The organism is Pseudomonas qingdaonensis, assembly GCF_018398475.1.
Lineage (GTDB): Bacteria > Pseudomonadota > Gammaproteobacteria > Pseudomonadales > Pseudomonadaceae > Aquipseudomonas > Aquipseudomonas palmensis.
Map to the genome: position 1 here is coordinate 3,475,389 of NZ_CP074676.1, position 25,601 is coordinate 3,500,989.

General features: G+C 67.5%; 25 protein-coding genes and 1 pseudogene. 12 read left to right on the forward strand and 14 right to left on the reverse strand.

The genetic code is table 11. The annotated features are described in order from the left end of the window. Positions 1 to 3: 3 nt before the first annotated feature. The 11 genes from KH389_RS15730 to KH389_RS15780 all read right to left on the reverse strand — a co-directional run bounded on the left by KH389_RS15730 (position 4) and on the right by KH389_RS15780 (position 9,797). Positions 4 to 945, reverse strand: coding sequence for an acetaldehyde dehydrogenase (acetylating) (locus tag KH389_RS15730; protein WP_043859792.1), 942 nt, complete (start codon positions 943 to 945; stop codon positions 4 to 6). Further along, positions 942 to 2,801, reverse strand: a complete 1,860-nt coding sequence (locus KH389_RS15735) for a feruloyl-CoA synthase (protein WP_213605804.1) — start codon at positions 2,799 to 2,801, stop codon at positions 942 to 944. The genes KH389_RS15730 and KH389_RS15735 overlap by 4 nt, the downstream gene beginning before the upstream one ends. A 104-nt stretch (positions 2,802 to 2,905) precedes the next feature. After that, positions 2,906 to 3,688 carry a 2-keto-4-pentenoate hydratase gene (locus tag KH389_RS15740; protein WP_213605805.1) on the reverse strand — a complete coding sequence of 261 codons (783 nt, stop codon included), beginning with the start codon at positions 3,686 to 3,688 and terminating at the stop codon, positions 2,906 to 2,908. A 29-nt stretch (positions 3,689 to 3,717) separates the two neighbouring features. Continuing rightward, positions 3,718 to 4,689 (reverse strand): NAD(P)H-dependent flavin oxidoreductase, encoded by a 972-nt coding sequence (locus KH389_RS15745; RefSeq protein ID WP_043861080.1) that lies wholly within the window; start codon positions 4,687 to 4,689, stop codon positions 3,718 to 3,720. A gap of 31 nt (positions 4,690 to 4,720) precedes the next feature. Next, on the reverse strand, positions 4,721 to 5,533 hold the full coding sequence (hcaB, locus tag KH389_RS15750) for a 3-(cis-5,6-dihydroxycyclohexa-1,3-dien-1-yl)propanoate dehydrogenase (RefSeq protein ID WP_054916105.1): 813 nt from the start codon (positions 5,531 to 5,533) through the stop codon (positions 4,721 to 4,723). A gap of 10 nt (positions 5,534 to 5,543) precedes the next feature. Next, on the reverse strand, positions 5,544 to 6,074 hold the full coding sequence (locus KH389_RS15755) for a 3-phenylpropionate/cinnamic acid dioxygenase subunit beta (RefSeq protein WP_043861078.1): 531 nt from the start codon (positions 6,072 to 6,074) through the stop codon (positions 5,544 to 5,546). Positions 6,075 to 6,084: 10 nt separating this feature from the next. After that, positions 6,085 to 7,434: an aromatic ring-hydroxylating dioxygenase subunit alpha gene (locus KH389_RS15760; RefSeq protein WP_043861077.1), complete on the reverse strand. Its 1,350-nt coding sequence runs from the start codon at positions 7,432 to 7,434 to the stop codon at positions 6,085 to 6,087. 38 nt (positions 7,435 to 7,472) lie between these two features. Then, positions 7,473 to 7,826 (reverse strand): non-heme iron oxygenase ferredoxin subunit, encoded by a 354-nt coding sequence (locus tag KH389_RS15765; protein ID WP_043861076.1) that lies wholly within the window; start codon positions 7,824 to 7,826, stop codon positions 7,473 to 7,475. Beyond that, positions 7,823 to 8,674 carry a DODA-type extradiol aromatic ring-opening family dioxygenase gene (locus KH389_RS15770; protein WP_078480809.1) on the reverse strand — a complete coding sequence of 284 codons (852 nt, stop codon included), beginning with the start codon at positions 8,672 to 8,674 and terminating at the stop codon, positions 7,823 to 7,825. Before KH389_RS15770 ends, KH389_RS15765 begins: the two co-directional genes overlap by 4 nt. Positions 8,675 to 8,678: 4 nt before the next feature. Further along, entirely contained in the window at positions 8,679 to 8,975 is a 297-nt protein-coding gene (locus tag KH389_RS15775; RefSeq protein WP_043861074.1) for an extradiol ring-cleavage dioxygenase, read from the reverse strand. Positions 8,976 to 8,981: 6 nt separating this feature from the next. Continuing rightward, positions 8,982 to 9,797, reverse strand: coding sequence for an alpha/beta fold hydrolase (locus tag KH389_RS15780; protein ID WP_054916107.1), 816 nt, complete (start codon positions 9,795 to 9,797; stop codon positions 8,982 to 8,984). A gap of 294 nt (positions 9,798 to 10,091) precedes the next feature. On the opposite strand from KH389_RS15780, the gene KH389_RS15785 reads away from it, so the two are divergent. From KH389_RS15785 to KH389_RS15810, 6 genes are all read left to right on the forward strand, one after another. After that, positions 10,092 to 10,673 (forward strand): TetR/AcrR family transcriptional regulator, encoded by a 582-nt coding sequence (locus tag KH389_RS15785; protein WP_043861072.1) that lies wholly within the window; start codon positions 10,092 to 10,094, stop codon positions 10,671 to 10,673. A 447-nt stretch (positions 10,674 to 11,120) separates the two neighbouring features. After that, positions 11,121 to 12,158, forward strand: coding sequence for a branched-chain amino acid ABC transporter permease (locus tag KH389_RS15790; protein ID WP_043861071.1), 1,038 nt, complete (start codon positions 11,121 to 11,123; stop codon positions 12,156 to 12,158). Next, positions 12,158 to 13,924, forward strand: coding sequence for a branched-chain amino acid ABC transporter ATP-binding protein/permease (locus KH389_RS15795; protein ID WP_213605806.1), 1,767 nt, complete (start codon positions 12,158 to 12,160; stop codon positions 13,922 to 13,924). Before KH389_RS15790 ends, KH389_RS15795 begins: the two co-directional genes overlap by 1 nt. Positions 13,925 to 13,929: 5 nt before the next feature. Further along, entirely contained in the window at positions 13,930 to 14,688 is a 759-nt protein-coding gene (locus KH389_RS15800) for an ABC transporter ATP-binding protein (RefSeq protein ID WP_229589366.1), read from the forward strand. Between the two features lie 48 nt (positions 14,689 to 14,736). Continuing rightward, a complete protein-coding gene (locus tag KH389_RS15805) occupies positions 14,737 to 15,873 on the forward strand; it encodes an ABC transporter substrate-binding protein (protein WP_043861069.1) in 1,137 nt (378 codons plus the stop codon). A 32-nt stretch (positions 15,874 to 15,905) separates the two neighbouring features. Beyond that, positions 15,906 to 17,186 (forward strand): OprD family porin, encoded by a 1,281-nt coding sequence (locus KH389_RS15810; RefSeq protein ID WP_213605807.1) that lies wholly within the window; start codon positions 15,906 to 15,908, stop codon positions 17,184 to 17,186. Between the two features lie 216 nt (positions 17,187 to 17,402). On the opposite strand, the gene KH389_RS27810 is transcribed toward KH389_RS15810, so the two are convergent. From KH389_RS27810 to KH389_RS15820, 3 genes and pseudogenes are all read right to left on the reverse strand, one after another. Beyond that, a complete protein-coding gene (locus KH389_RS27810; RefSeq protein WP_420831973.1) occupies positions 17,403 to 18,236 on the reverse strand; it encodes a methyl-accepting chemotaxis protein in 834 nt (277 codons plus the stop codon). 78 nt (positions 18,237 to 18,314) lie between these two features. After that, a pseudogene (locus tag KH389_RS27815) lies at positions 18,315 to 19,040 on the reverse strand (cache domain-containing protein); the annotation flags it as partial. A 145-nt stretch (positions 19,041 to 19,185) separates the two neighbouring features. Beyond that, positions 19,186 to 20,073, reverse strand: coding sequence for an SDR family oxidoreductase (locus tag KH389_RS15820; RefSeq protein ID WP_210014002.1), 888 nt, complete (start codon positions 20,071 to 20,073; stop codon positions 19,186 to 19,188). Positions 20,074 to 20,186: 113 nt separating this feature from the next. On the opposite strand from KH389_RS15820, the gene KH389_RS15825 reads away from it, so the two are divergent. From KH389_RS15825 to KH389_RS15850, 6 genes are all read left to right on the forward strand, one after another. Continuing rightward, positions 20,187 to 21,164 carry a LysR family transcriptional regulator gene (locus tag KH389_RS15825; RefSeq protein WP_088515457.1) on the forward strand — a complete coding sequence of 326 codons (978 nt, stop codon included), beginning with the start codon at positions 20,187 to 20,189 and terminating at the stop codon, positions 21,162 to 21,164. Positions 21,165 to 21,206: 42 nt separating this feature from the next. Further along, positions 21,207 to 21,911 (forward strand): GntR family transcriptional regulator, encoded by a 705-nt coding sequence (locus KH389_RS15830; protein WP_043861088.1) that lies wholly within the window; start codon positions 21,207 to 21,209, stop codon positions 21,909 to 21,911. Between the two features lie 152 nt (positions 21,912 to 22,063). Further along, entirely contained in the window at positions 22,064 to 22,996 is a 933-nt protein-coding gene (locus KH389_RS15835; protein ID WP_213605809.1) for a 4-hydroxyproline epimerase, read from the forward strand. Then, positions 22,993 to 24,108 carry an NAD(P)/FAD-dependent oxidoreductase gene (locus KH389_RS15840; protein WP_078480796.1) on the forward strand — a complete coding sequence of 372 codons (1,116 nt, stop codon included), beginning with the start codon at positions 22,993 to 22,995 and terminating at the stop codon, positions 24,106 to 24,108. Before KH389_RS15835 ends, KH389_RS15840 begins: the two co-directional genes overlap by 4 nt. Further along, positions 24,101 to 24,337, forward strand: coding sequence for a 2Fe-2S iron-sulfur cluster-binding protein (locus KH389_RS15845; protein WP_043861063.1), 237 nt, complete (start codon positions 24,101 to 24,103; stop codon positions 24,335 to 24,337). Before KH389_RS15840 ends, KH389_RS15845 begins: the two co-directional genes overlap by 8 nt. After that, positions 24,334 to 25,590, forward strand: coding sequence for an NAD(P)/FAD-dependent oxidoreductase (locus tag KH389_RS15850; RefSeq protein WP_213605810.1), 1,257 nt, complete (start codon positions 24,334 to 24,336; stop codon positions 25,588 to 25,590). The genes KH389_RS15845 and KH389_RS15850 overlap by 4 nt, the downstream gene beginning before the upstream one ends. The last annotated feature ends 11 nt before the right edge of the window (positions 25,591 to 25,601 follow it).

The window sequence follows — 25,601 nt, forward strand, 5'->3', positions numbered from 1 at the left end:
TCCTCAGTTGTGCGCCATGGCCTGGGCCATGCGCTCGGCGGTCGCCATCGCGGCGGACGTCATGATGTCGAGATTGCCGGCGTAGGCCGGCAGGTAGTGGGCGGCGCCTTCAACTTCGAGAAACACCGAGGTCTTGAGCCCGCTGAAGCGGCCCAGGCCCGGGATCAGCAGCGGCGCCTGGGGTTCGATCACCTCGAACTGCACCTGCTGCTTGAGCCGGTAGCCGGGCACGTAGGCCTGCACCGCCTGGGCCATCTCGTGGATGGAGGCCTGCACGCGGGCCTGCTCGCAGGCTTCGGAGAGCACGAACACGGTGTCGCGCATGATCAGCGGCGGCTCGGCCGGGTTCATCACGATGATCGCCTTGCCCCTGGCTGCACCGCCGATGGCTTCGATGGCCTTGGAGGTGGTTTCGGTGAACTCGTCGATGTTGGCGCGGGTGCCGGGGCCGGCGGACTTGCTGGCAATCGAGGCGACGATTTCGGCGTAGTGCACCTTGGCCACCCGCGACACCGCGGCCACCATCGGGATGGTCGCCTGGCCGCCGCAGGTGACCATGTTGACGTTCAACTGCGCCAGGTTCTGCTCCAGGTTCACCACCGGCACGCAGTACGGGCCGATGGCTGCCGGGGTCAGGTCGATCAGGCGGATGCCGGGCTTGCGTGCGCGCAGGTAGGCGTCGTTGCGTACATGGGCGCCGGCCGAGGTGGCATCGAACACGAAGTCGATATCGGCGAACTCGGGCATGCGCGCCAGGCCCTCGACCCCTTCGTGGGTGGTGGCCACGCCCAGGCGGCGGGCGCGTTCCAGGCCGTCGGAGGCCGGGTCGATGCCGACCATCACGGCCATTTTCAGGTGCTTGCCGTGGCGCAGCAGCTTGATCATCAGGTCGGTGCCGATGTTGCCGGAGCCGATGATGGCGACATTGAATTTTGCAGGGTTCATACGGCTTCTCCGTAGACTTCGGCGAGGAGGATGACGCTCGGGTCGAGGCTGTCGGCGTACAGGCGCTGCACGGCCTCGGCGCGCAGGCTCAAGGCGGTGCGCTGGTTGATGTAGCCCTTGTCGGTGATCTCGCCGTCGTTGAGGCTGGGCGGCGAATCGAGGATCACCAGGCGCACGGCATGCTGGGACGAGGCCGGGTATTCCCGGGCCAGTGCCTGCAGGCCCGCGCACAGCGCCAGGCGCACCTCGGGCTGCAGCGCCAGCTGTGCACCGCTCATGTGCTGGCCCTCGGCGCCGAGCAGGTCGCGCAGGGCCTGGGACGGGTAGACCAGCGCGCCGATCATGTCGCGGTCATGCCCGCCGATCACGCAGTCGCTGGCATACGGCGCCAGCGCGCTGACCAGGCGTGGGCGCAGCGTGCCCACCGACACCCAGGTGCCGCTGCTGAGCTTGAAGTCCTCGGTCACACGGCCGTCGAACTGCACGCCCAGCTCGGGGCGCGCCGGGTCGACCAGGCGCCCGGCGTCGCCGATGCGGTAGAAGCCCTCTTCATCGAACGCCGCCAGGGTGCTGGCCGGGTCGCCCAGGTAGCGCGGGAACACCGAGGGGCCGCGCACGCGCATCTCCAGCTTGTCGCCGGCCGGCACGAACTTGAGCTCGGTGCCCGGTACCGGCAGGCCGATGATGCCGGCCTTGTCGGCGGCAAAGTGCACGCTGGTGACCACCGGCGAGGTTTCGGTGGAGCCCCATTCGGTGGCGAAGAACAGCGGCGTGTCGCGCACCTTCCCGGCACACGCCACCAGCCGGCTCCAGCTGCTTTGCGGCAGGGCGGCAGCGGCATAGAACAGCATGCGCAGGCGCCCGAACAGGGCCTGGGCCAGCGCCGGGTCGCGCTCCAGGTGCGGCAGCAGCATCTCGTAGCCGCGCGGCACGTTGAAGAACAGCGTGGGCCTGACCGAGCGGATGTTCTCCAGCGTGCGGTCGATCTGCCCCGGCACCGGCAGGCCGTCGTCGATGTACAGGGTGCCGCCGTTGCGCAGTACCAGGTTGAAGTTGTGGTTGGCGCCGAACACGTGGCTCCAGGGCAGCCAGTCGAGCACGATCAGTTCGCCCTGCTCCAGAAAGCGCCAGCACTGGGCAATCGCCTGCTGGTTGGCGCAGAGCATGCCGTGGGTGTTGACCACGGCCTTGGGCGCACCGGTGGAGCCGGAGGTCATCAGGTAGCGCGCCGGGGTGTCGCCATCCAGGCGCGCGAAGGCGGCCATCACCGCCGGGGTCTCGCCCTTGTACAGGTGCGGCAGGGCCAGCGCACCGGGGATTTCCTGGGCGTTGCGCGCCGCCACCACCGGGCAGTCCGGGTCGACCAGGGCGATGGCGCGGCCATAGGCATCGCCGTCGTTGACGAAGATCAGCCCCGGCTTGAGCACCTCGACAATCGCCTTGAGCTTGGCGCAGCCGCTGCCGGTATTGCGCGAGTAGGCCACCGAGATGGTCGACACCGGGATGCCCACGTGCATCGCCGCCAGGGTCAGCAGCGCCTGGTCCAGGTCGTTTTCCGAGAGCATCAGCAGCGGCCGGCCGGCTGCGATGTCCAGTTCCAGCAGGCCCTGGGCCAGGGCGCCGACGCGCTGGCGCACCTGCTCGTAGGTCAGGCTGAACCAGCCCGCGCCGCGCCGCTCGGCCAGGTAGGCACGCTGCGGCGCCTGCACGGCCCAGTGTTCCAGCCACTGGCCGATGCAGCGCGCATAGGGTTGCAGCGGCTCGGGCGAGCTGAGCACGAAGCTGCCGTCGGCACGCGGTTCGTACAGCACCTGGGCGGGGGCCAGCTGGGTGGGGTCGTTGAAGAAGTCGTACATTGCACGCCCTCGTGAGCGCGGCAGGCCGTCGGCCCGCTGCTCACTGGTTTTATTGTTGTAGGTACCGGCGGTCGGTCAGGCCGCCGGGTTCAAGCCGGCACGGCTCAGGTGAAGCGACAGCTCACTTCGCCCAGGCGGGTCAGGCGCAGGCGCAGGCTGTCGCCCGCCACCACCGGCACCATCGGCCCCAGCGCGCCGGACAGCAGCACGTCCCCGGCCTGCAGCGGGCGCCCGGCCAGGGCCATGGTGCGCGCCAGCCACAGGCAGGCATCCAGCGGGTTGCCCATGCACGCGGCGCCCACGCCGATGGCGGCCTGGGCACCGTTCTTCTCCAGCAGCATGCCTTCCAGGGCCAGGTCCAGGCCGTGCAGGCTGATCGGGGTCTTGCCCAGCACGTAGAGGCCCGAGGAGGCGTTGTCGGCCACGGTGTCGACCAGGGTGATCTTCCAGTCCTCGATGGCCGAGTCGACGATTTCCAGCGCCGGCAGCACATGGTCGACCGCGCGCAGCAGCTCGCCCAGGGTGGTGTCGGGGTCGGGCAGGTCGCGCCCCAGCAAGAAGGCGATCTCGCCCTCGGCCTTGGGCTGGATCAGCCGCGTGCTGTCGATGGCCTGGCCATCGTGGCATTCCATGTCGGCGAACAGCATGCCGAAGTCGGGCTGGTCGACGCCCAGTTGCTGCTGCACCGCCAGCGAGGTGAGGCCGACCTTGCGCCCGCTCAGGCGCCGGCCGGCGGCCAGCGCGGCCTGGGTGGCGAGTTCCTGCACGGCGTAGGCGTCGTGCAGCGACTGGATGTCGAAACGCTCGGAAATGCGCCCGCACGGGGTGCGGGTCGAGCGGGCCTGGGCCAGCGCTGCGGCGGCGGCCTGAAGGTTGGGGTGGGTCATGGGGTTGCTCCTGAACGGGTCCGGTTGGCTTACAACGCGCGCGCGCGACTCTGGCGATAGCCCTGGTGCAGTTCGTCGACCAGCTCGGCCACGCTGCAGGTGCGGGTGATCTGGCCCACGCCCTGCCCCGCCGACCACACGTGCTTCCACGCCTTGTTGGCGGTGGCGATGTCGCCGGAGAAGTCGATGCTGGGGCGGGTTTCGCTGCGCGGGTCGATGCCGGCCTTGTCCAGCGACGGCTGCATCCAGTTGGCCAGCACACCGCTGACCGCCTTGGTGGTGGTCACCTGGTCCAGCGAGCACTCCACCAGCATGTCGCGGTAGGCGTCCTCGACCAGGCTTTCGTGGGTGGCGATCAGGCGCGTGCCCACCAGCGAGAAGTCGCAGCCCAGCACCTGCGCGGCATGGATGTCGCGCCCGTTGGAGATCGCCCCGGCCAGGCCCAGCGGGCCGTCCCAGAACTCGCGCACTTCGGCGACGAAGGCGAACGGGTTGTAGTTGCCTGTATGCCCGCCGGCGCCGTTGCACACCAGCACCAGGCCATCGACGCCGGCGGCCACGGCCTTGCGTGCCAGGGCCGGGCTGATCACGTCGGCGATCACCACCCCGCCATAGGCGTGCACGGTGTCGAGCACGCGCTTGGGGCTGCCCAGGGCGGTGGAAACGATCGGCGGCTGGTAACGGCGCACCAGTTCAAGCTCGGCCTCGAAGCGGTCGTAGGTGCTGTGCACGATCATGTTGAGCATCCACGGCGCCCACTGCTCGCCACGCTGCTGCGCGGCGTCACGCTCGCCGACGATCTGTTCCAGCCATTGCTGCAGTTGCTCGACGGTGCGCGCATTGGGCGCCGGCAGGCTGCCGACGATGCCGGCCTGGCAGCTGGCGGCGAGCAGGCGCGGGCCCGACACCAGGAACATCGGCGCGGCCAGCACCGGCAGGTCGAGCCCGGCGAACAGGTTCAGGAGTTGCTGTTGCGGTGCACTCAGGCTTGTTGTTGTCATCACGCATCTCTCTTGTTCTGGTTATCAAGGCTCAGGCCTTGCGCGACCGCGTGGGGCCGGCGCTGCGAATCTCCCAGCCGCCATCGCTGTGGATGATGTTGGCGGTGGTCAACCCGGCATTCTCGCGCGAGGCCAGCAGCACGTAGTGCCCGGTGTGGTCCTCGGGCTCGGCAATCCGTTGCAGGGGCACAGCCTGCGCGGCACCGGCCTCGAACCCGGGGATCTGGTTGAGCGGTACGCTGCGGCTGTTCAGGCCATCCAGGCTTTTCATCGGCGTGTTGGTCGCCCCCGGCGCCACGCCGTTGACCCGGATGTCCGGCGCCAGCTCGTAGGCCAGCTGGCGGATCATGCCCACCAGCGCATGCTTGGCGGTGACGTACAGAATGCCACCACCGCCGGCATAAAAGGCACTGTTGGACAAGGTAAAGATCATGCTGCCACGGGTTTGGCGCAGCGCCTCGATCGACGCCTGCGCGCCGAGCAGGTAGCCCTGCACGTTGGTGGCGAAGAGTTTCTGGAACGCACCCTCGAAATCCTGCGGGGCGATGCGGTCCAGGCGGGTGAAATAGTCGAACACCGCAGCGTTGCCGACGAAGGTGTCGAGCCTGCCGAACGCCTCCAGGGTGGCGGCCACGGCGCGCTGGTTATCCTGATAGCGCGCCACGTCGCCCTGCACGGTGATCACCGCATCGCCCAGCTCGGCAGCCAGCGCCGCCAGTTGCGCCGCGTCGCGGCCCATTACCGCGACCCTGGCGCCTTCGGCCACGTAGCGGCGCACGATGGCGCTGCCAATGCCGCCGGTACCGCCGGTGACCAGTGCCACCTGCCCTTTCAACCAAGCCATGTGCAGGCCCTCATAGGAACGTGTTGATGTTCTTGCACAGCAACATCGCGTTGGGGATCAGAATCTTGCGCTTGAGCAGCTTGAGGCCCTCGGCCTCCAGGCGCAGCACGTCCTCGCGCCGCCCGGCCAGCTGGGCGTGTTCGTCCAGGCCGCGGCTGCGCACGTTGACGAAGCACGAGTACGCCAGGTACTCGCCCGGCTCGGCGCCGGCGTACACCTCGATGTTGCTGACCAGGTGCACGTTGCGCGTGGGCGGGTTCTCGGCCCAAGCCGAGGGCTGCTTGAAGCGCGCCACGCGGCGCTTGAGCTCGCGCATGCCGTCATCGAAGAAGGCCATGTGCTCCAGGCGGTAGGGCCCGGACTTGTCTTCGCGGCGACGGTTCTCGATGCCGGGCATCCAGTAGTGGATGGCTTCGCTCAGGCTCAGCAGCCATTGGTCCCAGCACTCGTTGTCGAGCAGGCGCGCCTCGCGCAGCAGAAACTGTTCGACCCGGCGGGCCTCGTCGATGGACACCGGGGTGTCCTGCAGTTGGTGTGTCATCTCGCCCCCCTCAGCGCAGCGTGCCGTTGCGGTCTGGTACGTCGGCCCAGGTCGGTGCCTGCAGCAGGTCTTTCCAGCGCTGGTAGAACGCCCGCGCGTTGCATTCGTTGAGCTGGCCCTTGAACACGTTGCCCGGCAGCTCGCTGTCGTCCAGGCGGGTGTGCATGCCCAGGCCCACGTACAGGTCCTGGTAGCGCGTGACCACGCCCCGGCTGGTCTTGGTGCAGTATTCCCAGTTCTCGCCGTCGTCCATCTCGAACACGCCGGTGGGCGAGAAGGTCATCATCGCGCCACGGCGCCATTTGTCCTTGATGTCCTGCGGGGCGTTCTTGTTGACGATGACCCAGGTGAACAGCTCGATCTTGTGCGGGCCACGCGGCTGCCAGATGCGCACGGTGTTCTGCCCCGGAAGGAACGAGAAGTTGGGGAACACGGTGAACGAGGAGATCGCGCCGATCAGCTTCGAGCGGAACTCGCCCAGGCGCTCGGCGACCTTGGGGCGCAGCACATGCAGGTACTTGTTGATGTCCTTTTCGCCCAGGGTGGCGGCGTTGCCGACCACGTCGGTGGCGAACTCGTAGCCGTGGCCGTTCCAGTTCACCGAGTAGGATTCGGGCAGTTCGCCGACATTGGCCACCGGGCCGCCGAGCATGGCCTTGGCCGCCGAGTCGTGGGTCCAGCCGCCGTGCAGGATGTCGCCGACGAAGTTTTCGGCGGCGATCTTCCAGTTGCACTCGATGGTGGAGCGGATGCAGCCGCCCAGAAACTCGCTGCCGCCCTCGTCCATGTCGAGCATCACGTCCATGTACCAGGTCATCGGCCCGAGGTACTCCTCCAGGGTCGGCGCATCGCTGGCAAAGGTGGCGAACACCAGGCCCTTGTAGCTGGCCACGCGGGCTTCGCGCAGGCCATGCCTGGACTTGTCGAACTGGCTTTCTTCGTAGCACTTGGATTCGTGCATGCCCATCAGGCGCCCGCCATCGGCGCCGAACGACCAGCCGTGGTAGTTGCAGATGAAACCGCGGGCGTTGCCGGCCTCGGCAAAGCACACCTTGTTGCCGCGGTGCGGGCAGGCATTGAGGAACACCTTGATCGAGGCGTCCTTCTGGCGTACCACCAGCACTTCGTCTTCACCCATCGAGGTGGTCAGGTAGTCGCCGGACCTGGGCAGCTGGGATTCGTGGGCGACGAACAGCCAGCAGCGCGCGAAGATCTTCTCCAGCTCCTGCTCGTAGATCGCCTCGTCCCAGAACACCTTGCCCGACAGGCGCCCCTCCTGCATGTCACAGAGGCGGTCGAGGTTGCCCAGGGCGGGCGTGCTTTCGAGGGTTCTGAGCGGTATGTGCTTGTTGTTATCCATGGTTCAGACTCACAGGTATGCGGTTGGACGGCGCCCGGTCAGACCGGGCTGTCGGCGTCGGCCAGCGCCTCGTCGGCTTCCAGGGCCGTGTCGGCATACACCTCGCGGTCGGTGACAATGACCTTGTAGGTGCGCAGGTGCCGTTCGCAGGGGAAGGTCACGGCCTTGCCGCTGGGGATATGGAACTGGCCCCAGTGCACCGGGCAGGTGATCAGGTCGTCTTCCATGTCGCCTTCGGCCAGCGAGGCGGTGGCGTGGGTGCACATGTCGGTGGTGGCGTAGAAGGTGCCGCCCAGGTTGTAGACGCACAGGGCATCGCCATCGCCGTTGGCGACCTTCTTCAGTTCGCCCGGCGCCAGCTCGTCACGCTGGCAAAGCAGTACGCGGCTCATGCCGGCTCCTCGTTGTTGAGTTGCACAAAGCCCAGGCCGGTGACCCAGGCGGGCACGGCTTCATAGGCGATCACTTCACCGCGCGGACGCTCCAGGGCGGCCATGGCGCAGGCGAAGTTGCGGATTTCCATCGCGCCGTTGCCGGCCCGACGCAGGATGTCTTCGTCGCGGTAGGCACACAGTGCCTGCAGGTCGCCGTTTACCGCGTGGGCAAGGATTTCGCGGTCGAAGTCCTCGGCCACCTGGCCCATCTCGACGGTGCCTACCCAGTGGCTGATGCCGCCGCTGCCGATGATCACCACGCGCTCGTCGGCGTCGAATGCCTCGACTGCCGCGCGCAGTTGCCGGCCCAGGTCGGCCGAGCGCTCCAGCGAGATGTACGGGTCGACGCCGCACGCCAGGTACACCGGGATGCTCGGCAGCTCACGGCCCAGCAGGGCCTCGGCCGGCTTGACCACCAGCTGGTGCGGGATCGAGAACGAATGGTCGACGGTGAAGCTGCGCGCCACGGTCCAGTCCACGCCCTGCCCTTCACCGTGATGGACGATGTGCTCGGCCAGCGCCTGGTGGTTGCGCACCACGCCCCGGTCCAGGCCCGGCAGGCGGTCGATGGGGCCGTCCACGTCGCCGGTGCCGATCACGTAGCGCGGCAGGCAATGGGGGCCGAACAGGATGTAGTGATCGCAGCCGACGATGATCACCGCCGTGGGCTGCAAGGCAGCCAGGCGCTCGGCGCATTGGGCATAGGCGCCCCATACGGCATCGCGTTGTGCGGCCGGTGGCGCATCGGGCGCCACGAACATCACCGGGTCATGCGGCATCCAGAAGCCGCCCACTATCTTGCCCATCGGTTCACCCCTTGAGCGCGGCGGAAAACCCCGCGCCTTGTTCATCGGTACAGCCCAGGCGCTGCTTGTAGACGCGCATGCTGCGTTGCGGCGAAAGCTCCTGCCAGAAGCCCATGGTCAGCATCGGGTTGACCCCGGCCGCCTGCAGGCCGGCCACGTCGAAGTCGAGGATCATCTGCGCCTCGTCGGGGGCCAGGGCAAAGCGCTGCACGAAGCCTGCGGCGTCTTCACGAAAGCGCTGCTTGGCCGCGCGCTCCACGCACAGCTGCCACAGCACCCGCTCCATCACGTTTCTGCTCATGCCGGACTACTCGCCGAGAAAGTCGCGAACCAGCGCGGCAAAGCGCCGTGGCTGTTCGCTCTGGACCCAGTGACCGCAGCGCCCGAACAGGTGCAGGTCGGCGTCGGCAATGCTGTTGGCGATCAGCAGCCCGCACTCCGGCGGCACCACACGGTCTTCGCGGCCGTGTACCACCAGCGTCGGCGCCACGATCTTGGCCAGCGCGGCGGCGGGGAAGCCCTTGACCATCGTCTGGCCTTCGGCGGCGGGTTGCGGGATCAGCTTGCGCAAGGCGGCCTGGGCACCGGGCCGGGCACTGGCCTCGTAGCGGGCCTGCACCATGGCGTCGGTGATCAGCGCCTTGTCGTAGGGGAACAGCTCCATCAGCTGGCGCATGTTGGCCAGCGACGGCTCGTACTCCCAGGCACCGCGCAGGCCGGGGGTCTGCACGAACTCGCCGGCCGGGGTGCCGAGCAGCACCAGCTTGTTGACGCGCTCGGGGGCGAACACCGCCAGGCCGATGGCCAGGGCGCCGCCGAACGAGTTGCCGATGAAGGAGGCCTTCTGGATATCCAGGGCATCCATGATGCCGATCAGGTGGCTGACCCACAGCTTGATGTCGTACCGGGCGTCATCCTTGAACTCGGTGAAACCGAAGCCGGCGATGTCCGGCACGATCACCCGCCAGCGGTCGGCGAACACCGGCACACTGGCGGCCCAGTTGGCCCAACCCGAAACACCCGGGCCCGAGCCGTGCAGCAGGAACAGCGGCTCGCCCTGGCCGGCCTCGTGGTAGTGGGTGTGGTGCCCTGCTGCGAGCAGAGTCTTTGCAGTTGCGCTCATGTCGGCCTCCGGTTTTTATTCTTAACATACAGTTGTGTATCTGCATGCTATTTACCGTTTTGACCTGAGTCAATGAAAAAACATGACTATTTTCAAATAATGAGCAGCCGTACCTACACCTATGTACTGTCATGTATGGCAGGATGCGGACACCCGGCACTGGCCTTGTGGCCAATGCCGGCAATAGCTTCGCCGTTGCGGCGGGCGTTAGAATGACGGTTTGCTGCCAAGGCCAAGCGTCGAACCCTGCGCTGCCCTGGCGCTTATCCAGCTTGTTGGACAAGGCCCTACACAATGTCATCACGCACCAACCTCACGCGGGAAGATTGGATTCATGCGGCACAGGAAGTGCTTGTCACCAGCGGCGTCGACGCCGTGCGCGTCGACACCCTGGCCAAGGAACTGAAGATCACCCGTGGCAGTTTCTACTACCACTTCAAAAGCCGCGGCGAACTGCTCGAAGGCATCCTGGGCAACTGGCGCGCACGCGCCACCGAGGATGTGATCCTCAACCTGCGCACGGCCCACAGCTCGCCGCTGCAGCAGTTGCAGCGCCTGCTGGAGCTGCCTTCCCACGGCCAGACCGCCAAGGACGCCGCCTCGATCGAACTGGGCATCCGCGGCTGGGCGCGGCGCGACAAGCAGGCGCGCCAGGCCATCGACGAGGTGGACAGCCATCGCCTGAACTACATCGAGGGGCTGCTGATTCAGGCCGGCGTGCCCAGCGACGAAGCCCAGGACCGCGCCTACCTGATCTACGCCTACCAGATCAGCCTGTCGCTGCTGCACAGCGAAGACACCCCGCAACAACGCCTGGCGCGCAGCCAGCGCATGGCCGGCATCCTCCTCCCCGCGTGCAGCCACGCCCCGGCCTGAGCGCCTGTGCCGACCCGCTCGGCACATTGCAAATACACAAATGTATCTTTGTATATCCAATACCCGCCATCCAGCGGGTATTGGCACGCTCGTCTTGAAAAATATTTATTCAATAAATTCAAATAGATAATCGAATAAATCGGCGAATGCAGGCGCGCCGCTGCGGCGCCTGTTGACAAGCCGCCCACCTTCCCGCGTAGTCTATACATACACATGCACATGTGTATTTAAACGCCTTGCATGTTGCCCTGCCCCGGGCAGGGGCGCACCACAATAAGAATAGAAAACGAGTACTTCACTATGCACGCGCCTGCACGCTCTCGCCGGGTCCCGCCCTGCGCGCCCGACCCGTCACGCCCCCGGTACGGCACCGCCGCACCGACGCCGACCGCCCTCTGCGACCGGCATCCCACCTCCCCCTTGCCCACTGCTCGCTGAGGCCTGCCCATGGATTTCTCGATACTGGCGTTTCTTGCCCAGGACGGCCTGACCACGGGCGCGATCTACGCACTGGTGGCGCTGGCCCTGGTGCTGGTGTTCTCGGTGACGCGCACCATCCTGGTGTGCCAGGGCGACTTCGTCACCTACAGCGCCCTGACCCTGGCCACCCTGCAGCTGGGCCTGATGCCCGGCACCGTGTGGCTGCTGCTGGGCTGCTCGCTGGCCGCCTGCGCACTGGACTGCACCGACGCCGCACGGCGCCGTCAATGGCGCCGGCTGCCGGGCCTGCTGGCGCGCTACCTGAGCCTGCCGCTGCTGTTGTGGGCGGTGCTGGGCAACCTCGACCTGGCGAGCCTGCCGGCGCTGCTGCAGATTCTGCTGACCCTGGCCCTGGTCACGCCGCTGGGGCCGTTGCTGTACCGCCTGGTGTACCAGCGGGTGGCCGAGACCTCGGTGCTGTTGCTGTTGATCGTGTCGGTGGCGGTGCATATCGCGCTGGTGGGCGTGAGCCTGCTGATGTTCGGCGCCGAGGGCGTGCGCACCGAGGCCCTGGCCGAGTCGGTGTTCATGCTCGGCGAGCTGCCGGTGGGCCTGCAGAGCCTGCTGGTGATCGGCAGCGCGCTGCTGCTGATCGGCCTGCTGTATGCCTTCTTCGGCCACAGCCTGTACGGCAAGGCGCTGCGTGCCACTGCGCTCAACCGTACCGGTGCACAGCTGGTGGGCATCCCCACCCAGTTGGCCGGCAAGGCCGCGTTCGGCCTGGCCGCGCTGATCGGCGCGATCTCCGGGGTACTGATCGGCCCGCTGACCACGCTGTATTACGACTCGGGCTTTCTGATCAGCCTCAAGGGCTTTGTGGCGGCGATCTTCGGCGGCCTGGCCAGTTACCCGATAGCCGCGGCCAGTGCGTTCTTCGTCGGCGTGCTGGAGAGCTTCGCCAACTTCGGCGCCTCGGCCTACAAGGAGGTCATCGTGTTCACCGTGGTGATCCCGGTGCTGCTGTGGCTGTCGCTGAAAAACCCGCACCTGGAGGAGCAACACTGATGGCCCTGCGACTGATCCCCCTGTTGGCCCTGCTGCTGGTGGCGGGCCTGGCGCCGCTGGTGCTGCCCGCGTTTCACGTGACCCTGCTCAACTACATCGGCCTGTACAGCCTGGTGGCCCTGGGCCTGGTGCTGCTGACCGGCATCGGCGGCATGACCTCGTTCGGCCAGGCTGCGTTCGTGGGCATTGGCGCCTACGCCAGCGCGGTGCTCACCACCCAGTACGGCCTGTCGCCGTGGCTGGGCCTGCTGGCGGGGCTGGCGATCACCCTGGTGGTGGCCACCAGCCTGGGCCTGCTGACCCTGCGCCTGGCCGGGCACTACCTGCCCATCGGCACCCTGGCCTGGGGCCTGGCGCTGTTCTACCTGTTCGGCAACCTGCCGGGCCTGGGCGGCTTCGGCGGCCTGCAGAACCTGCCGAACATCGAGCTGCTGGGCTGGCAGATCAGCGGCTCGGCCGATTTCGCGGTGCTGATCGGGTTGTTGCTGGCGGCCAGCCTGTGGCTGCTCGACAACCTGCTGCACAGCCGCCAGGGCCGTGCCATCCGCACCCTCAAGGAATCGGCCGGGATGGCCGAGGCGATGGGCATCGATACCGCACGCAGCCGCCTGCAGGTGTTCATCATCGCCGCCCTGCTGGCGGCCCTGTCGGGCTGGCTGTACGCGCACCTGCAGCGGGTGGTCAACCCCACGCCGTTCTCGGTGGTGATGGGCATCGAGTACCTGTTCATGATCGTGTTGGGCGGCGTCGCCAGCCTGTGGGGCGCGCTGCTGGGCGCAGCGTTGCTGACCCTGATCAAGCAGGTGCTGCAGGACGTGCTGCCGCAGCTGTTCGGGCACGCCGACAACGTCGAGATGATCTTCTTCGGCGTGCTGGTGATCCTGGTGCTGCAGTACGCCCGCGGCGGCCTGCTGCCGGTGCTGCGCAGCGTGCTGCCGGCCAGCCGCCCGCGCACCCTGGCGCTGGATGACGCGCCGGCCCTGCCCCGGCGCAGCATGCCGGCGGCCGGCAAGCCGCTGATGGTGGCCCAGGGGCTGCTCAAGCAGTTCGGCGGGCTGGTGGCCAACAAGAACATGGGCCTGTCGGTGAATGCCGCCGAGGTGACCGCGCTGATCGGCCCCAACGGCGCCGGCAAGTCGACCCTATTCAACCTGCTGTCGGGGGTGCTGACGCCCAATGCCGGGCAGATCATCTTCAACGGCCAGCGCATCGAAGGCCTGTCGCCGCGCGCCATTGCCCACCTGGGCGTGAGCCGCACCTTCCAGCACGTGCGCCTGCTGGGCGAGATGAGCGTGCTGGAGAACGTCGCCCTTGGCGCCCATGCCCGGGGCAAGGCCGGGTTGCTGCGCTCGATGCTGCATCTGGAACGCAAGGAAGAAGCCGCCCTGCTCGCCGAGGCCACGCGCCAGATCCAGCGGGTGGGCCTGGGCGAATACCTGCACACCCCGGCCGGCAGCCTGCCGCTGGGCCAGCAGCGCATCGTCGAGATCGCCCGCGCGCTGTGCAGCGACCCGTTGCTGTTGCTGCTCGACGAACCCGCCGCCGGCCTGCGCCATGGCGAGAAACAGGCGCTGGCGCAACTGCTCGAGCAGTTGCGTGGCGAGGGCCTGGGCGTGCTGCTGGTGGAGCACGACATGGAGTTCGTGATGGGCCTGGCCGACCACATCGTGGTGATGGAATTCGGCCAGCCCCTGGCCAGCGGCACCCCGCTGCAGATCCAGCAGAACCCTGCGGTGCTGGCCGCCTACCTCGGAGGTGTCGAATGAGTCGCCTGCTGGATGTGCGCAACCTGTCGATCAACCACGGCAAGGTCGAGGCGGTACGCAACCTCGACCTGCACCTGGAGGAAGGCCAGATCGTCAGCCTGATCGGCCCCAATGGCGCCGGCAAGACCACCCTGATGGCGGCGCTGATCGGCCTGCTGCCCTGCCAGGGCCAGGTGACCTACGCCGGCCAGGCGTTGCTGGGCCACCACGATGTGGCCCAGCGCATCGACCAGGGCATGGTGCTGGTGCCCGAGAGCCGCGAGCTGTTCGGCCTGATGAGCGTGGAGGACAACCTGCGCCTGGGCGCCTTCAGCCGCCACCGGCGCGGTTTTCGCGACCATCAGCAGACCCTCGACGAGGTGTTCGGGCTGTTCCCGCGCCTGCTCGAACGGCGCCAGCAGGCCGCCTGCACGCTGTCGGGCGGCGAGCGCCAGATGCTCGCCATCGGCCGCGCGCTGATGGCCAAACCGCGCCTGCTGATGCTCGACGAACCGAGCCTGGGCCTGGCGCCGCGGGTGATCGGCGAGATCTTCACCATCTTCGACACCCTGCGCCAGAGCGGCGTGTCGATCCTGCTGGTGGAGCAGAACGCCCGCGCTGCGCTGAAGATTTCCGACTACGGCTACGTGCTGGAGGTCGGCGAGATCGTGCTTGAAGGCGACGCCCAGGCGTTGGCCAGCAACCCCCGGGTGGTCGAAAGCTACCTGGGCCGCGCACCCGCGCCCACCGCCACCACGGAGGTGATCAGCGCTACCGGCACGTAGCGCCCCGCAGCACTTGCCACACCCATAAAAACAATATCAGGAGCTTGCATGAAACCTATTCTTCCCTTGCTGTTGCTGGCCACGCTGTCGACCGCTGCACAGGCCGACATGACCGTCGGCGTGATTCTCTCCACCACCGGCCCGGGGGCCTCGCTGGGCATCCCCGAGCGCAATACCGTGGCGCTGCTGCCCAGGGAGATTGCCGGGCAGGCCGTGAAATACGTGGTACTGGACGATGCCAGCGACAGTACCGCCGCGGCCAAGAACGCGCGCAAGCTGGTCAGCGAGCACAAGGTCGACCTGCTGATCGGCTCGACCACCGTGCCCACCTCGGCAGCAGTCGCGCAGATCGCCAAGGAGAGCCAGACCGCGCAGATCGCCCTGGCGCCGTTCAGCCCCGCCAGCGGCGAGCAGAGCTGGATCTTCACCATCGCCCAGACCAACACCCTGATGGCCCAGGCGCTGATCGAGCACATGCAGCAGAACGGTGTGAAGACCCTCGCCTACATCGGCTACAACGATGTGTGGGGCGAAGACTGGCACAAGGTGCTCAGCGAAATGGCGCCGGCGGCAGGCATCACGCTGGTGCGCGACGAGCGCTTCAACCGCACCGACTCGTCGGTCAGCGGCCAGGCGCTGAAGGTGATGAGCAGCAAGCCCGACGCGGTGCTGATCGGCGCCACCGGCACCCCGGCGGCACTGCCGCATACCGAGCTGCGCCGGCTGGGCTACAAGGGCACCGTGTACCACACCCACGGCGCGGCCAACAGCGCGTTCCTGCGCATCGGCGACAAGGCGCTCAACGGTGCGATACTGCCGGTGGGCCCGGTGGTGGTGTGGGACAAGCTGCCCGCCAGCCACCCCTCCAAGGCCATCGCCAGCCAGTACGCGCAGGACTACCAGGCCAAGTACGGCGACAACAGCCTGTCGCCGTTCGGCGCCTACCTGTACGACGCCATGCTGCTGGTGCAGGCGGCCACCCCGGCGGCGCTCAAGGGTGCCGAGCCCGGCACCGCGCAATTTCGCCAGCAGCTGCGCGACCAGCTGGAGCAGACCCGCGACGTGGTCGGCACCCATGGCGTGTACAACCTCAGCGCCACCGACCATTTCGGCCATGACCAGCGCGCGCGTGCACTGGTAAGCGTGCAGGACCAGCAATGGGTCCTGCTGCATGCCCCTGAATAAACCCCCACAACAATAATAAAAAAGGCAGATCCATGAGCACTCTGAAACGGGTCAACACCACCCTCGCCCTCGGCACCCTGTGCGGGCTCAGCCCGGCACTGCTGGCCCAGGGTTTCATTGAAGACAGCAAGGCCACCCTGACCGCGCGCAACTACTACTTCGACCGTGACTACAAGGGCGAATCGGCGCAGTCGGCGACGCGCGAATGGGCCCAGGGCTTCATCCTGCGCTTCACTTCCGGCTACACCCCGGGCACCGTCGGCTTCGGCCTGGATGCCCAGGCCATGCTGGGCCTGAAACTGGACTCCAGCCCCTCGCGCACCGGCACCGGGCTGCTGCCGTTCGACCCCAGGGACCGCGACCCGCGCGACGATTATTCGGAGCTGGGCCTGACCGGCAAGGTCAAGGTCTCCATGACCGAACTGCAGGCCGGCACCCTGGCACCGTTTTCGCCGATCCTGTTCGCCAGCCCCACGCGCCTGCTGCCGCAGACCTTTCGCGGGGTGCAGTTCAAGTCCCAGGACATCGACAACCTGACCCTCAGCGGCGGGCGCCTGGACCGCATGAACCAGCGCGATTCCACCAACTACCAGAAGATCACCGTCGCCGCGCCCAACCGGCGCTTCAATGGTGCAGCCGAGTCGGACAGCTTCACCTATGGCGGCGGCGACTATCAGTGGTCCGAGCAGCTGGTGCTCAAGTACTACCATGCGCAGCTGGAGGACATCTATCGCCAGGACTACGTCGGCTTCGTCGACAACCGTGCGGTGGCGAACGGGCGCCTGAAGACCGATGTGCGTTACCACATCAGCGGCGAGGACGGCCCGGCCAGGGCCGGCAAGGTCGACAACCGTACCTTCGGCGTGATGAGCACCTACAGCCTGGGCGCACACAGCCTGGGGCTGGGCTACATGCAATTGAGCGGCGATACGGCGATGCCGTACATCGCCGGGTCCGAGCCGATGGTGGTGAGCGAGGGCGCATTGAGCAGCGAGTTCCTCAACCCCAAGGAGCGTACCTGGCAGGTGCGCTATGACTACGACTTCGTCGCCCTGGGCGTACCGGGGCTCAAGGGCATGCTGCGTTACCTGGACGGCAGCCGCATCGAATTGCCGAATGCGCTGGGCGGCAGCGGGCGCAGCGAGAGCGAGAAGGACATCGAGTTGTCGTACGTGGTGCAGAGCGGCACGTTCAAGAACGTTGCATTGCGGTTGCGCCATGCGTGGTACCGCAATGACTTTGCCTCGACTGCGGCGTTCAGGGATGACAACGAGCTGCGGGTGAACGTGGATTACACCGTGGCGCTTTGGTAACGCGCTGGCATCGTGTGTAGATGAACAAACGCCCCGGCTTGCCGGGGCGTTTTGCATTCCAGGGTGACCATGACAGTCCGATTGTCTTGCAGTGCCTGGTCAGGCCTCTCGCGGGTCAAGCCCGCTCCCACAGGGTCTTGCGGTGCGTCCAAAATGCTGGCGTGGCGGGTGAGATCCTGTGGGAGCGGGCTTGACCCGCGAAGGGGCCCTCACAATTTACCCCGTAACCACCTGCCCCACCTGCTCCTCCAGCTGCTGCGCCAACGCCCTCAGCTCATCACACGACTGGCGCGTCTGCTCGATGGTGCGCGCGCTCACCGTCGAGGCGTCGTGGATGCGCGTGACGCTGCGGTTGATACCGTCTGCCGTGGCCGCCTGCTGCTCCGCCGCACTGGCAATCTGCAAGGTCATCTGGCTCACCGTGGACGCCGACGCATCGATCAACGCCAGCGCCTGCCCCGCCCGCGCCGAGGCCGCCACCGGCTGCTGCGCCGACTCGACGTTGGCGCCGATCTGCGCCGCCGCCTGGCTGGCACCGGCCTGCACGCGGTTGATGATCTGCTGGATCTCCAGCGTCGACTGCTGCGTACGCCGCGCCAACGTGCGCACCTCGTCCGCCACCACCGCAAAGCCACGCCCGTGCTCACCTGCACGCGCCGCCTCGATGGCAGCATTCAACGCCAGCAGGTTGGTCTGCTCGGCAATCGCGGTGATCACGTCCAGTACGCGCCCGACACTGCCCGAGTCGGCGGCCAGTTGGTCCACCACGCTGCGGCTGTGCTCCAGCGCCTCGGCCAGCGCACCAATCGCCTCACCGGCATCGCGCACCGTGGCGCTGCCGGCCGTGGCCTGTTGCTCGGCATCGCGGGTGGCGCTGGCGGCGACGCTGGCGTTGTGCGCCACGTCCTGCACGGTGCTGACCATCTCGCTCATGGCCGTGACCACGCTGTCGGTCTCCAGTTGCTGGGCCTGCATGCTGCGCTGCGCCGCCTCGGTGATCTGCCCCAGGCTGTCGCTGGTGCTGGAGATGCGCTGGCTGGCCTTGGCCATGCTGCGGGTGACGCGGTGCGCAGCCTCCACCAGGCGGTTGAAGCTGTGCGCCACCTGGGTCAGCTCGTCGAAGCCGTCGGTGGGCAGGCGCAAGGTCAGGTCGGTGTGGCCATCGGTGGCGCGGGCCAGCGCCTGCACGGTGTGGTTGAGCGGCCGGGTGATGCTGCGAATCAGCAGCCAGGCGCACAGCGCCATGCCGAGCAACGCCACCAGCACCAGCAACGCCGGCATGCGCAGCACCGTGTTCACTTCGTGGCGCACGTCCTGCGGGTGGATGCCGCTGGCCAGCACCCAGCCCCAGGGCTTGAACAGCACCACCTCGGACACCTTGAATTCCGGCGCCTGCCCGGCTGCCCGCGGGAACCAGTACTCGACCGTGCCGCGCCCCTGGGCCACGGCCCGGTCGATCATTTCACGGGCGAACGGCTTGCCGTTGACGTCCTTGAAATCGGCCTGCGACTTGCCCACCAGGGCGGGTGCCTTGGGGTGCATGAGCATGCGGTGCTGCAGGTCGAGGATCAGCAGGTAGTTGTCGCCCAGGTAGCGAATGCGGCTGACCATTTCTGCCGCCTGGCGCTGCGCCTCGGCGCGGCTCAGGTGGCCTTCCTCGGCCTGCTTCTCATAATGCGCCAGCAGGGTGGATGCGGTGTCCAGCGCAGTGCCGACACCGGCCATCTTCTCCTGCAGCAGGCTGCGTTGCAGGGTCAGCCCCAGCCAGCCACTGAGCAACACGACAAACAGGGTGATACCGATCACCAGCACGGTGATGCGGGTGCTGATACGCAGATGTCTCAACCCGATCATAGGGGGCAATACCTCATTTTATTGTTATGCACGACGGCGCAAGGCGCACCGCGCACAAACATACACTATTGTATTTTAAAATGAAGATTGACCAGCTTCTAATATGGCATTTACCTCTTACAAAAAGATTCAGAAATGTATTCTATCAGTAGGCGAATGCAGCCCGGTGCTTGCGCACGAAATCCACCCAGCGCACCGGCTCGCGGCCGGTGATGGCCTGGAAATTGTCGAACACCTGGTCGACCCCGGGGATGGTGCCGGCGGCCATGCGCGTGAAGTTGTCGTGCACGCAGCTCATGTAGGCCATCTCGGCGCCGGCGGCGCGCATGTTTTCGAGAAACACGTCGGGTGATTGCGCGTCATAGCGAAACGGCTGGCCGAGTACCTCGCTCATCACCTGTGCCACCTCGTCGTAGGACTTCACGTCGTAGCCCAGGCGGTAGGTCTGCCCGGCATGGCGCTGCGGGTGTAGCAGGGCCTGCGCCGCCACCCGCGCCACGTCTTCGCCGTCGACCCAGCTGAACCGCGTGTGGCCGGTGTACTGTTCGATCACGCCGTTGCGCACGGCCTGGGTGCCGTCGTAGCTGAGCAGGTTCTGCATGAAGCACTCCGGGCGCAGGTGGGTGAAGCTGAAGCCGCACCATTGCACATAGCGCTCCACGAACTGGTGCCAGGCCCAGTGGCCGATGGTGGCGTCGTCGTCGCCACAGGCCCCCAGGTGCACCACGTGCTGCACCCCGGCGTGGCGTGCGCGGTCGAGAAAGGCCTTGCTCTGGCGCAGCATGTCGACGCTGTAGCCGGTCACCAGCAGCACCCGGTCGACGCCCTGCAGGGCCGGCGCCAGGGTGTGCTCGTGGTCGAAGTCCATGATCACCGTGCGGATGCCACGGGCCTGGAAGGGCTGCGCCTTGGCCGGCGAACGCACGGCGGCCACCAGTTCGATGGTGTCGTCGCCTTGCAGAAAGCGCAGGGTGTCGCCGCCGATCTGGCCGGTGGCGCCGGTGATGAGGACGGTGGGCTTGGTGTCGTGCATGGTCGCAACCTGTTGTGCAGTAGAGGTCGAACCAGGCTACTCGGGAACAAACGGCGTATTGGCGATATGTTTTACCGGGTAAAGTGACTGCAATTCATCAATGGGGTGGGCACATGTATTCTTCGGAACGCCTCAAGGGCATCGACGTGTTCGTCTGCGTGGCCGACCTGGGCAGCTTCAAGGCCGCGGCCGAGCGCCTTAACCTGACCGGCTCGGCGGTCAGCAAGAGCGTCGCGCGGCTCGAGGCGCGGCTGCACACGCGCCTGTTGGCACGCACAACACGGCGCGTGGCGCTGACCGAAGCCGGGGCGGCGTTCTATCGCACCTGCACCGGCGTGCTGGCCGAGCTGGAAGAGGCAGAGCTGGCGCTGAGCACCCAAGACGCCGAGCCGCGCGGCCGGGTACGCATCGACCTGCCGGCGGCCTTCGGACGCCTGCACGGGCTGCCGGCGATTCTGGCCTGCGTGCGCGAGCATGCGCTGCTGATGCCGCACGTGACCTTCTCCGACCGCTTCGTGGACCCGGTCGAGGCCGGCATCGACCTGTTCGTGCGCATCGGCGGGCCGCAAAGTTGGCCGGCGGCGGTGGGGCACCATTACCTGGGCTCGCAGCGCGTGGTGTTCTGCGCCGCCCCCGCGTACCTGGAGCGTCATGGCGAGCCCGGCAACGAACTCGAACTGGAACGCCACAGCTGCATCGTGTACGGGCTCAATGACGGCATGGTCGGCCCGTGGCACTTCCCTACCGCCCGGCCCGGGCATACCGAGCGTCGGATCATGCCGGCACGCATGGCGGTGGGCGATGCCGAGGGCCAGGTGGCCGCAGTGCTGGCCGGGCATGGCATCGCACAGCTGCCGACCTGGCTGATTCGCCGTCAGCTGGAAGACGGCAGCCTGGTACAGGTGCTGGCGCCGCTGGCCACCGACGGCCTGCCGATTCACCTGGCGTGGCTCAAGAGCCGGCAGGCGCAGCCCAAGGTCGCGACGCTGCTGACGCACCTGCGCCAGTGCCTGTCGGGGGACGGTTTCGAGCCGCCGTCGCCGTCATCGTGTGGCAACGCGTCGCGCTCCCGGGCGAACGTTTCCAGATAATTCGTATACCATATCCCTAAATCCCCTCGAATGATTGCCACCGTGAACCTACCCAAACTCAACGCGCCGGACCTGGGCAACACGCCCTCCACGTCCGAGATCATCACCCGGCACCTGCGCGATGCCATCGTGGCCGGGCACTTCGACGAAGACGAGCCGATTCGCCAGGACGACATCGCGCGTCAGTTCAACGTCAGCAAGATCCCGGTGCGCGAGGCGCTCAAACGGCTTGAGGCCGAGGGGTTGGTGATGTTTCAGCGCAACCGGGGGGCGATGGTCACGCGCTTGTCGGATTTCGAGCTGGCGCAGATGTTCGAGGTGCGCATGTTGCTGGAGGACAAGGTGTTGCGCCTGGCCATCCCGAACATGACCGAGGCCACGTTCGAACAGGCCGAGCGCATCTGCCAGGAGTTCATTGGCGAGAACGATGTGGGGCGCTGGGCGCAGTTGAACTGGGAGTTGCATGCGTGCCTGTACGAGCCGGCGCAGCGACCGTTTCTGGTGAGCATGATCCGTTCGGTGAACGACAAGCTGGAGCGGTACCTGCGCATGCAGATGAGCCTGTCGGCGGGCAAGGAGCGTGCCGACCACGAACACCGCGAGATCCTCGATGCATGCCGGGCGGGTGATGTGGAGCGCGCGGTGGGCTTGCTGGATGAGCATATTGCGGGGGTGTGCGAGACCTTGCTGGAGCACTTGCCGATGGCCAAGCCCCACCCCAGTCTGGAGCCGGGCCAACAAGGCTGATCTCTCAAAACCCCCAGGCCATGGCGCGTTGCAACAGTTCGGACATGTCATGGCCCTATGCCGATTTCGTCATCCACACCGCGCAATTCCATCAAGACGCCACCCCCCACCAACCGCCACCCTTGCGTCCATACCCCCAACGGACGCGCCCCATGAAACGCATCACCGTGATCGACTCCCACACCGGCGGCGAACCCACGCGCCTGGTCACCGCAGGCTTCCCCGACCTGGGCCACGGCAACATGGCCGAACGCAGGCAACAGCTGGCCGAACACCACGATCAGTGGCGCGCCGCCTGCATGCTCGAACCCCGCGGCAATGATGTGCTGGTGGGCGCACTGCTCTGCGAACCGGTCGACCCCAGCGCCTGCGCCGGGGTGATCTTCTTCAACAACACCGGCTACCTGGGCATGTGCGGCCACGGCACCATCGGCCTGGTGATCTCGCTGGCCCACCTGGGCAGGATCGGCCCCGGCACCCACACCCTCGAAACCCCCGTGGGCAACGTGCAAGCCACCCTGCACGACGACCACTCGGTCAGCGTGCGCAATGTACCCGCCTACCGCTATCGCCACGCCGTCAGCGTGCAGGTGCCCGGCATCGGCGAAGTGACCGGCGATATCGCCTGGGGCGGCAACTGGTTCTTCCTGGTGGCCGAGCACGGCCTGCGTATCAGCGGCGACAACCTCGACGCGCTCACTGCCTACACCGTGGCCGTGCAGCAGGCCCTGGAAGATCAGGGCCTGCGCGGCGAGGACGGCGGCCTGATCGATCACGTCGAGCTGTTCGCCGACGACCCCGACGCCGACAGCCGCAACTTCGTGCTGTGCCCCGGCAAGGCCTATGACCGCTCGCCCTGCGGCACCGGCACCAGCGCCAAGCTGGCGTGCCTGGCCGCCGACGGCAAGCTGCAACCGGGCCAGATCTGGCGCCAGGCCAGCGTGATCGGCAGCCAGTTCGAAGGCTCGTTCGAAACCGCAGGCGATCGCATCGTGCCGACCATTCGCGGCCGCGCGCATATCAGCGCCGAAGCCACGCTGATCATCGAGCAGGACGACCCGTTCGCCTGGGGCATCCGCCTGTGACCCAGGGCCTGGCCGCCGATGTGATCGTGGTGGGCGCCGGCATCATCGGCGCGGCCTGCGCCCAGGCCCTGGCCCGGCGCGGCCTCGACGTGCTGGTGCTGGATGCCGGACTGCCCGGCGCCACCGCCGCCGGCATGGGCCACCTGCTGGTGCTGGACGACAACCCCGCCGAACTGGCCCTGAGCCAATACTCGCTGCAACGCTGGCGCGACATTGCGCGCAACCTGCCCGAAGGCTGCGCCTACCGCAGCAACGGCACCCTGTGGCTGGCCGCCAACGCTGAAGAAATGGCCGTGGCCGAGCACAAGCATGCCAACCTGCGCGCCCATGGGGTGATCTGCCAGCTGGTTGGCGCACCTCGATTGCGCGAACGCGAACCGCTGCTGCGCGAAGGGCTGGAGGGCGGCCTGCTGATCGAGGACGACGGCATTCTGTATGCCCCGGCCACCGCACGCTGGATGCTCGACCAGCCGCGCATTCGCCAGCGCCAGGCACGGGTCGCCGAGGTGGATGGCGCCCGCGTGCGCCTGGACGACGGCCAGTGGCTGGCCGCCACGGCCGTGGTGCTGGCCAACGGTATCCAGGCCACCGAACTGTGCCCCGAACTGCCGATACAACCCAAGAAGGGCCACCTGCTGATCACCGACCGTTACCCCGGCCAGGTCACCCACACCCTGGTGGAACTGGGCTACGTGACCAGTGCGCACAACGCCAGCGGCCCGTCGGCCGCGTGCAATATCCAGCCGCGACCTACCGGCCAGCTGTTCATCGGTGCCTCACGCCAGTTCGGCACCACCGACCCGCAGGTGGAAGGCTGGATGCTTGCCAGGATGCTCAAGCGCGCCACCGAATACGTGCCGGCGCTGGCCCAGCTCAATGCGATTCGCGCCTGGACCGGCTTTCGCGCCGCCAGCCCCGACGGCCTGCCGCTGGTGGGCCAGCACCCACAACGCCCCGGCCTGTGGCTGGCGGTGGGGCATGAAGGGCTGGGCGTGACCACGGCCCCGGCCACCGCCGACCTGCTGGTGGCGCAACTGTTCGACGAACACCCGCCCCTGGCCGCACAGGCCTACCTGCCACAGCGTTTTCTCGGAGAACCGACCCATGCCTGAACTGACCCTGGACGGACGTGCCCTGCGCGTGGCCGAAGGCACCAGCGTGGCCGCTGCACTGGCCCTGGCTGGCGACGGCTGCACGCGTACCTCGGTGAGCGGCCAGCGCCGCGCACCGCTGTGCGGCATGGGCATCTGCCAGGAATGCCGGGTGAGCATCGACGGCCGGCGCCGCCTGGCCTGCCAGACCCTGTGCCGCGACGGCATGCAGGTGGAGACCCGCGCATGAGCGCCCGTGCCGACGTACTGATCATCGGCGCCGGCCCGGCCGGCCTCAATGCCGCACTGGCCGCTGCCCCCAGCGGTGCACGCATCGTGCTGCTGGACGACAACCCCTGGCCCGGCGGGCAGATCTGGCGCGACGGCCCGCAGGCCAGCGTGCCGACGCAGGCACAGCGCCTGCGCGAGCACGTGGGCGCCTTGAACAATGTGCAGCACCACCCGCAGACCCGCGTGATCGCCGCCACCGGCCCGCGCCAGTTGCTGGTGGAAGACGCCGAGCGCGGCTGGGTGATCGACTACGACACGCTGATCCTGTGCACCGGCGCACGCGAACTGCTGCTGCCCTTCCCCGGCTGGACCCTGCCCGGCGTGACCGGTGCCGGTGGCCTGCAGGCACTGATCAAGGGCGGCCTGCCGGTGCGCGACCAGCGCGTGGTGATCGCCGGCAGTGGCCCGCTGCTGCTGGCCAGCGCTGCCACGGCGCGGCACAACGGCGCGCAGGTGGTAGGCGTTGCCGAACAGGCAACCCGCGGCGCGGTGGCGGGTTTTGCCGCACAACTGCCGCGCTGGCCAAACAAGCTGCTGCAAGCGTTCGGCCTGTTCGACCGCCACTACCGCACCGACAGCCATGTGGTGGAGGCACTCGGCACCGAGCGCCTCGAAGGCGTGCGCCTGCGCCAGCACGGCAAGCTGATCGAGCTGGCCTGCGAGCGCCTGGCCTGCGGCTTCGGCCTGATTCCCAACAGCCAGCTCGGCCAGGCCCTGGGCTGCACACTCCATGGCCAGGCGCTGGCCGTGGATGCGTGGCAGGCCACCAGTGAGCCGGGCCTGTTCGCGGCCGGGGAATGCACTGGTTTTGGTGGCAGCGAACTGGCGCTGGTGGAGGGCACCATTGCCGGGCTGGCGGCCGTGGGCGACCGCCAGGGCGCCGCCCGCCACTGGCCGCAGCGAGCGCGCTGGCAGGGCTTCGCCAAGGCGCTCAACCACGCCTTCGCCCTCGCCCCGCAGCTCAAGCAACTGGCCCGCCCCGACACCCTGGTATGCCGCTGCGAGGACGTGCCCTACAGCAAGCTAGCCGGCCAGCGTGACTGGCGCGAGGCCAAGCTGAGCAGTCGCTGCGGCATGGGCGCCTGCCAGGGCCGGGTGTGCGGCGCCGCAGCGCAGCACCTGTTCGGCTGGCAGCCCTCGGCGCCGCGCCCGCCGTTCAGCCCGGCGCGCATCGAGACCCTGCTGTGCCTGGACGACACCCCGCCCGCATGAAACGCACCCCG

Excerpts from the sequence above, each read along its gene's own strand:
- KH389_RS15730 (WP_043859792.1), bottom strand. The coding sequence starts at position 945 with ATGAACCCTGCAAAATTCAATGTCGCCATCATCGGCTCCGGCAACATC.
- KH389_RS15735 (WP_213605804.1), bottom strand. The coding sequence starts at position 2,801 with ATGTACGACTTCTTCAACGACCCCACCCAGCTGGCCCCCGCCCAGGTG.
- KH389_RS15740 (WP_213605805.1), bottom strand. The coding sequence starts at position 3,688 with ATGACCCACCCCAACCTTCAGGCCGCCGCCGCAGCGCTGGCCCAGGCC.
- KH389_RS15745 (WP_043861080.1), bottom strand. The coding sequence starts at position 4,689 with ATGACAACAACAAGCCTGAGTGCACCGCAACAGCAACTCCTGAACCTG.
- hcaB (WP_054916105.1), bottom strand. The coding sequence starts at position 5,533 with ATGGCTTGGTTGAAAGGGCAGGTGGCACTGGTCACCGGCGGTACCGGC.
- KH389_RS15755 (WP_043861078.1), bottom strand. The coding sequence starts at position 6,074 with ATGACACACCAACTGCAGGACACCCCGGTGTCCATCGACGAGGCCCGC.
- KH389_RS15760 (WP_043861077.1), bottom strand. The coding sequence starts at position 7,434 with ATGGATAACAACAAGCACATACCGCTCAGAACCCTCGAAAGCACGCCC.
- KH389_RS15765 (WP_043861076.1), bottom strand. The coding sequence starts at position 7,826 with ATGAGCCGCGTACTGCTTTGCCAGCGTGACGAGCTGGCGCCGGGCGAA.
- KH389_RS15770 (WP_078480809.1), bottom strand. The coding sequence starts at position 8,674 with ATGGGCAAGATAGTGGGCGGCTTCTGGATGCCGCATGACCCGGTGATG.
- KH389_RS15775 (WP_043861074.1), bottom strand. The coding sequence starts at position 8,975 with ATGAGCAGAAACGTGATGGAGCGGGTGCTGTGGCAGCTGTGCGTGGAG.
- KH389_RS15780 (WP_054916107.1), bottom strand. The coding sequence starts at position 9,797 with ATGAGCGCAACTGCAAAGACTCTGCTCGCAGCAGGGCACCACACCCAC.
- KH389_RS15785 (WP_043861072.1), top strand. The coding sequence starts at position 10,092 with ATGTCATCACGCACCAACCTCACGCGGGAAGATTGGATTCATGCGGCA.
- KH389_RS15790 (WP_043861071.1), top strand. The coding sequence starts at position 11,121 with ATGGATTTCTCGATACTGGCGTTTCTTGCCCAGGACGGCCTGACCACG.
- KH389_RS15795 (WP_213605806.1), top strand. The coding sequence starts at position 12,158 with ATGGCCCTGCGACTGATCCCCCTGTTGGCCCTGCTGCTGGTGGCGGGC.
- KH389_RS15805 (WP_043861069.1), top strand. The coding sequence starts at position 14,737 with ATGAAACCTATTCTTCCCTTGCTGTTGCTGGCCACGCTGTCGACCGCT.
- KH389_RS15810 (WP_213605807.1), top strand. The coding sequence starts at position 15,906 with ATGAGCACTCTGAAACGGGTCAACACCACCCTCGCCCTCGGCACCCTG.
- KH389_RS27810 (WP_420831973.1), bottom strand. The coding sequence starts at position 18,236 with ATGGCCAAGGCCAGCCAGCGCATCTCCAGCACCAGCGACAGCCTGGGG.
- KH389_RS15820 (WP_210014002.1), bottom strand. The coding sequence starts at position 20,073 with ATGCACGACACCAAGCCCACCGTCCTCATCACCGGCGCCACCGGCCAG.
- KH389_RS15825 (WP_088515457.1), top strand. The coding sequence starts at position 20,187 with ATGTATTCTTCGGAACGCCTCAAGGGCATCGACGTGTTCGTCTGCGTG.
- KH389_RS15835 (WP_213605809.1), top strand. The coding sequence starts at position 22,064 with ATGAAACGCATCACCGTGATCGACTCCCACACCGGCGGCGAACCCACG.
- KH389_RS15845 (WP_043861063.1), top strand. The coding sequence starts at position 24,101 with ATGCCTGAACTGACCCTGGACGGACGTGCCCTGCGCGTGGCCGAAGGC.
- KH389_RS15850 (WP_213605810.1), top strand. The coding sequence starts at position 24,334 with ATGAGCGCCCGTGCCGACGTACTGATCATCGGCGCCGGCCCGGCCGGC.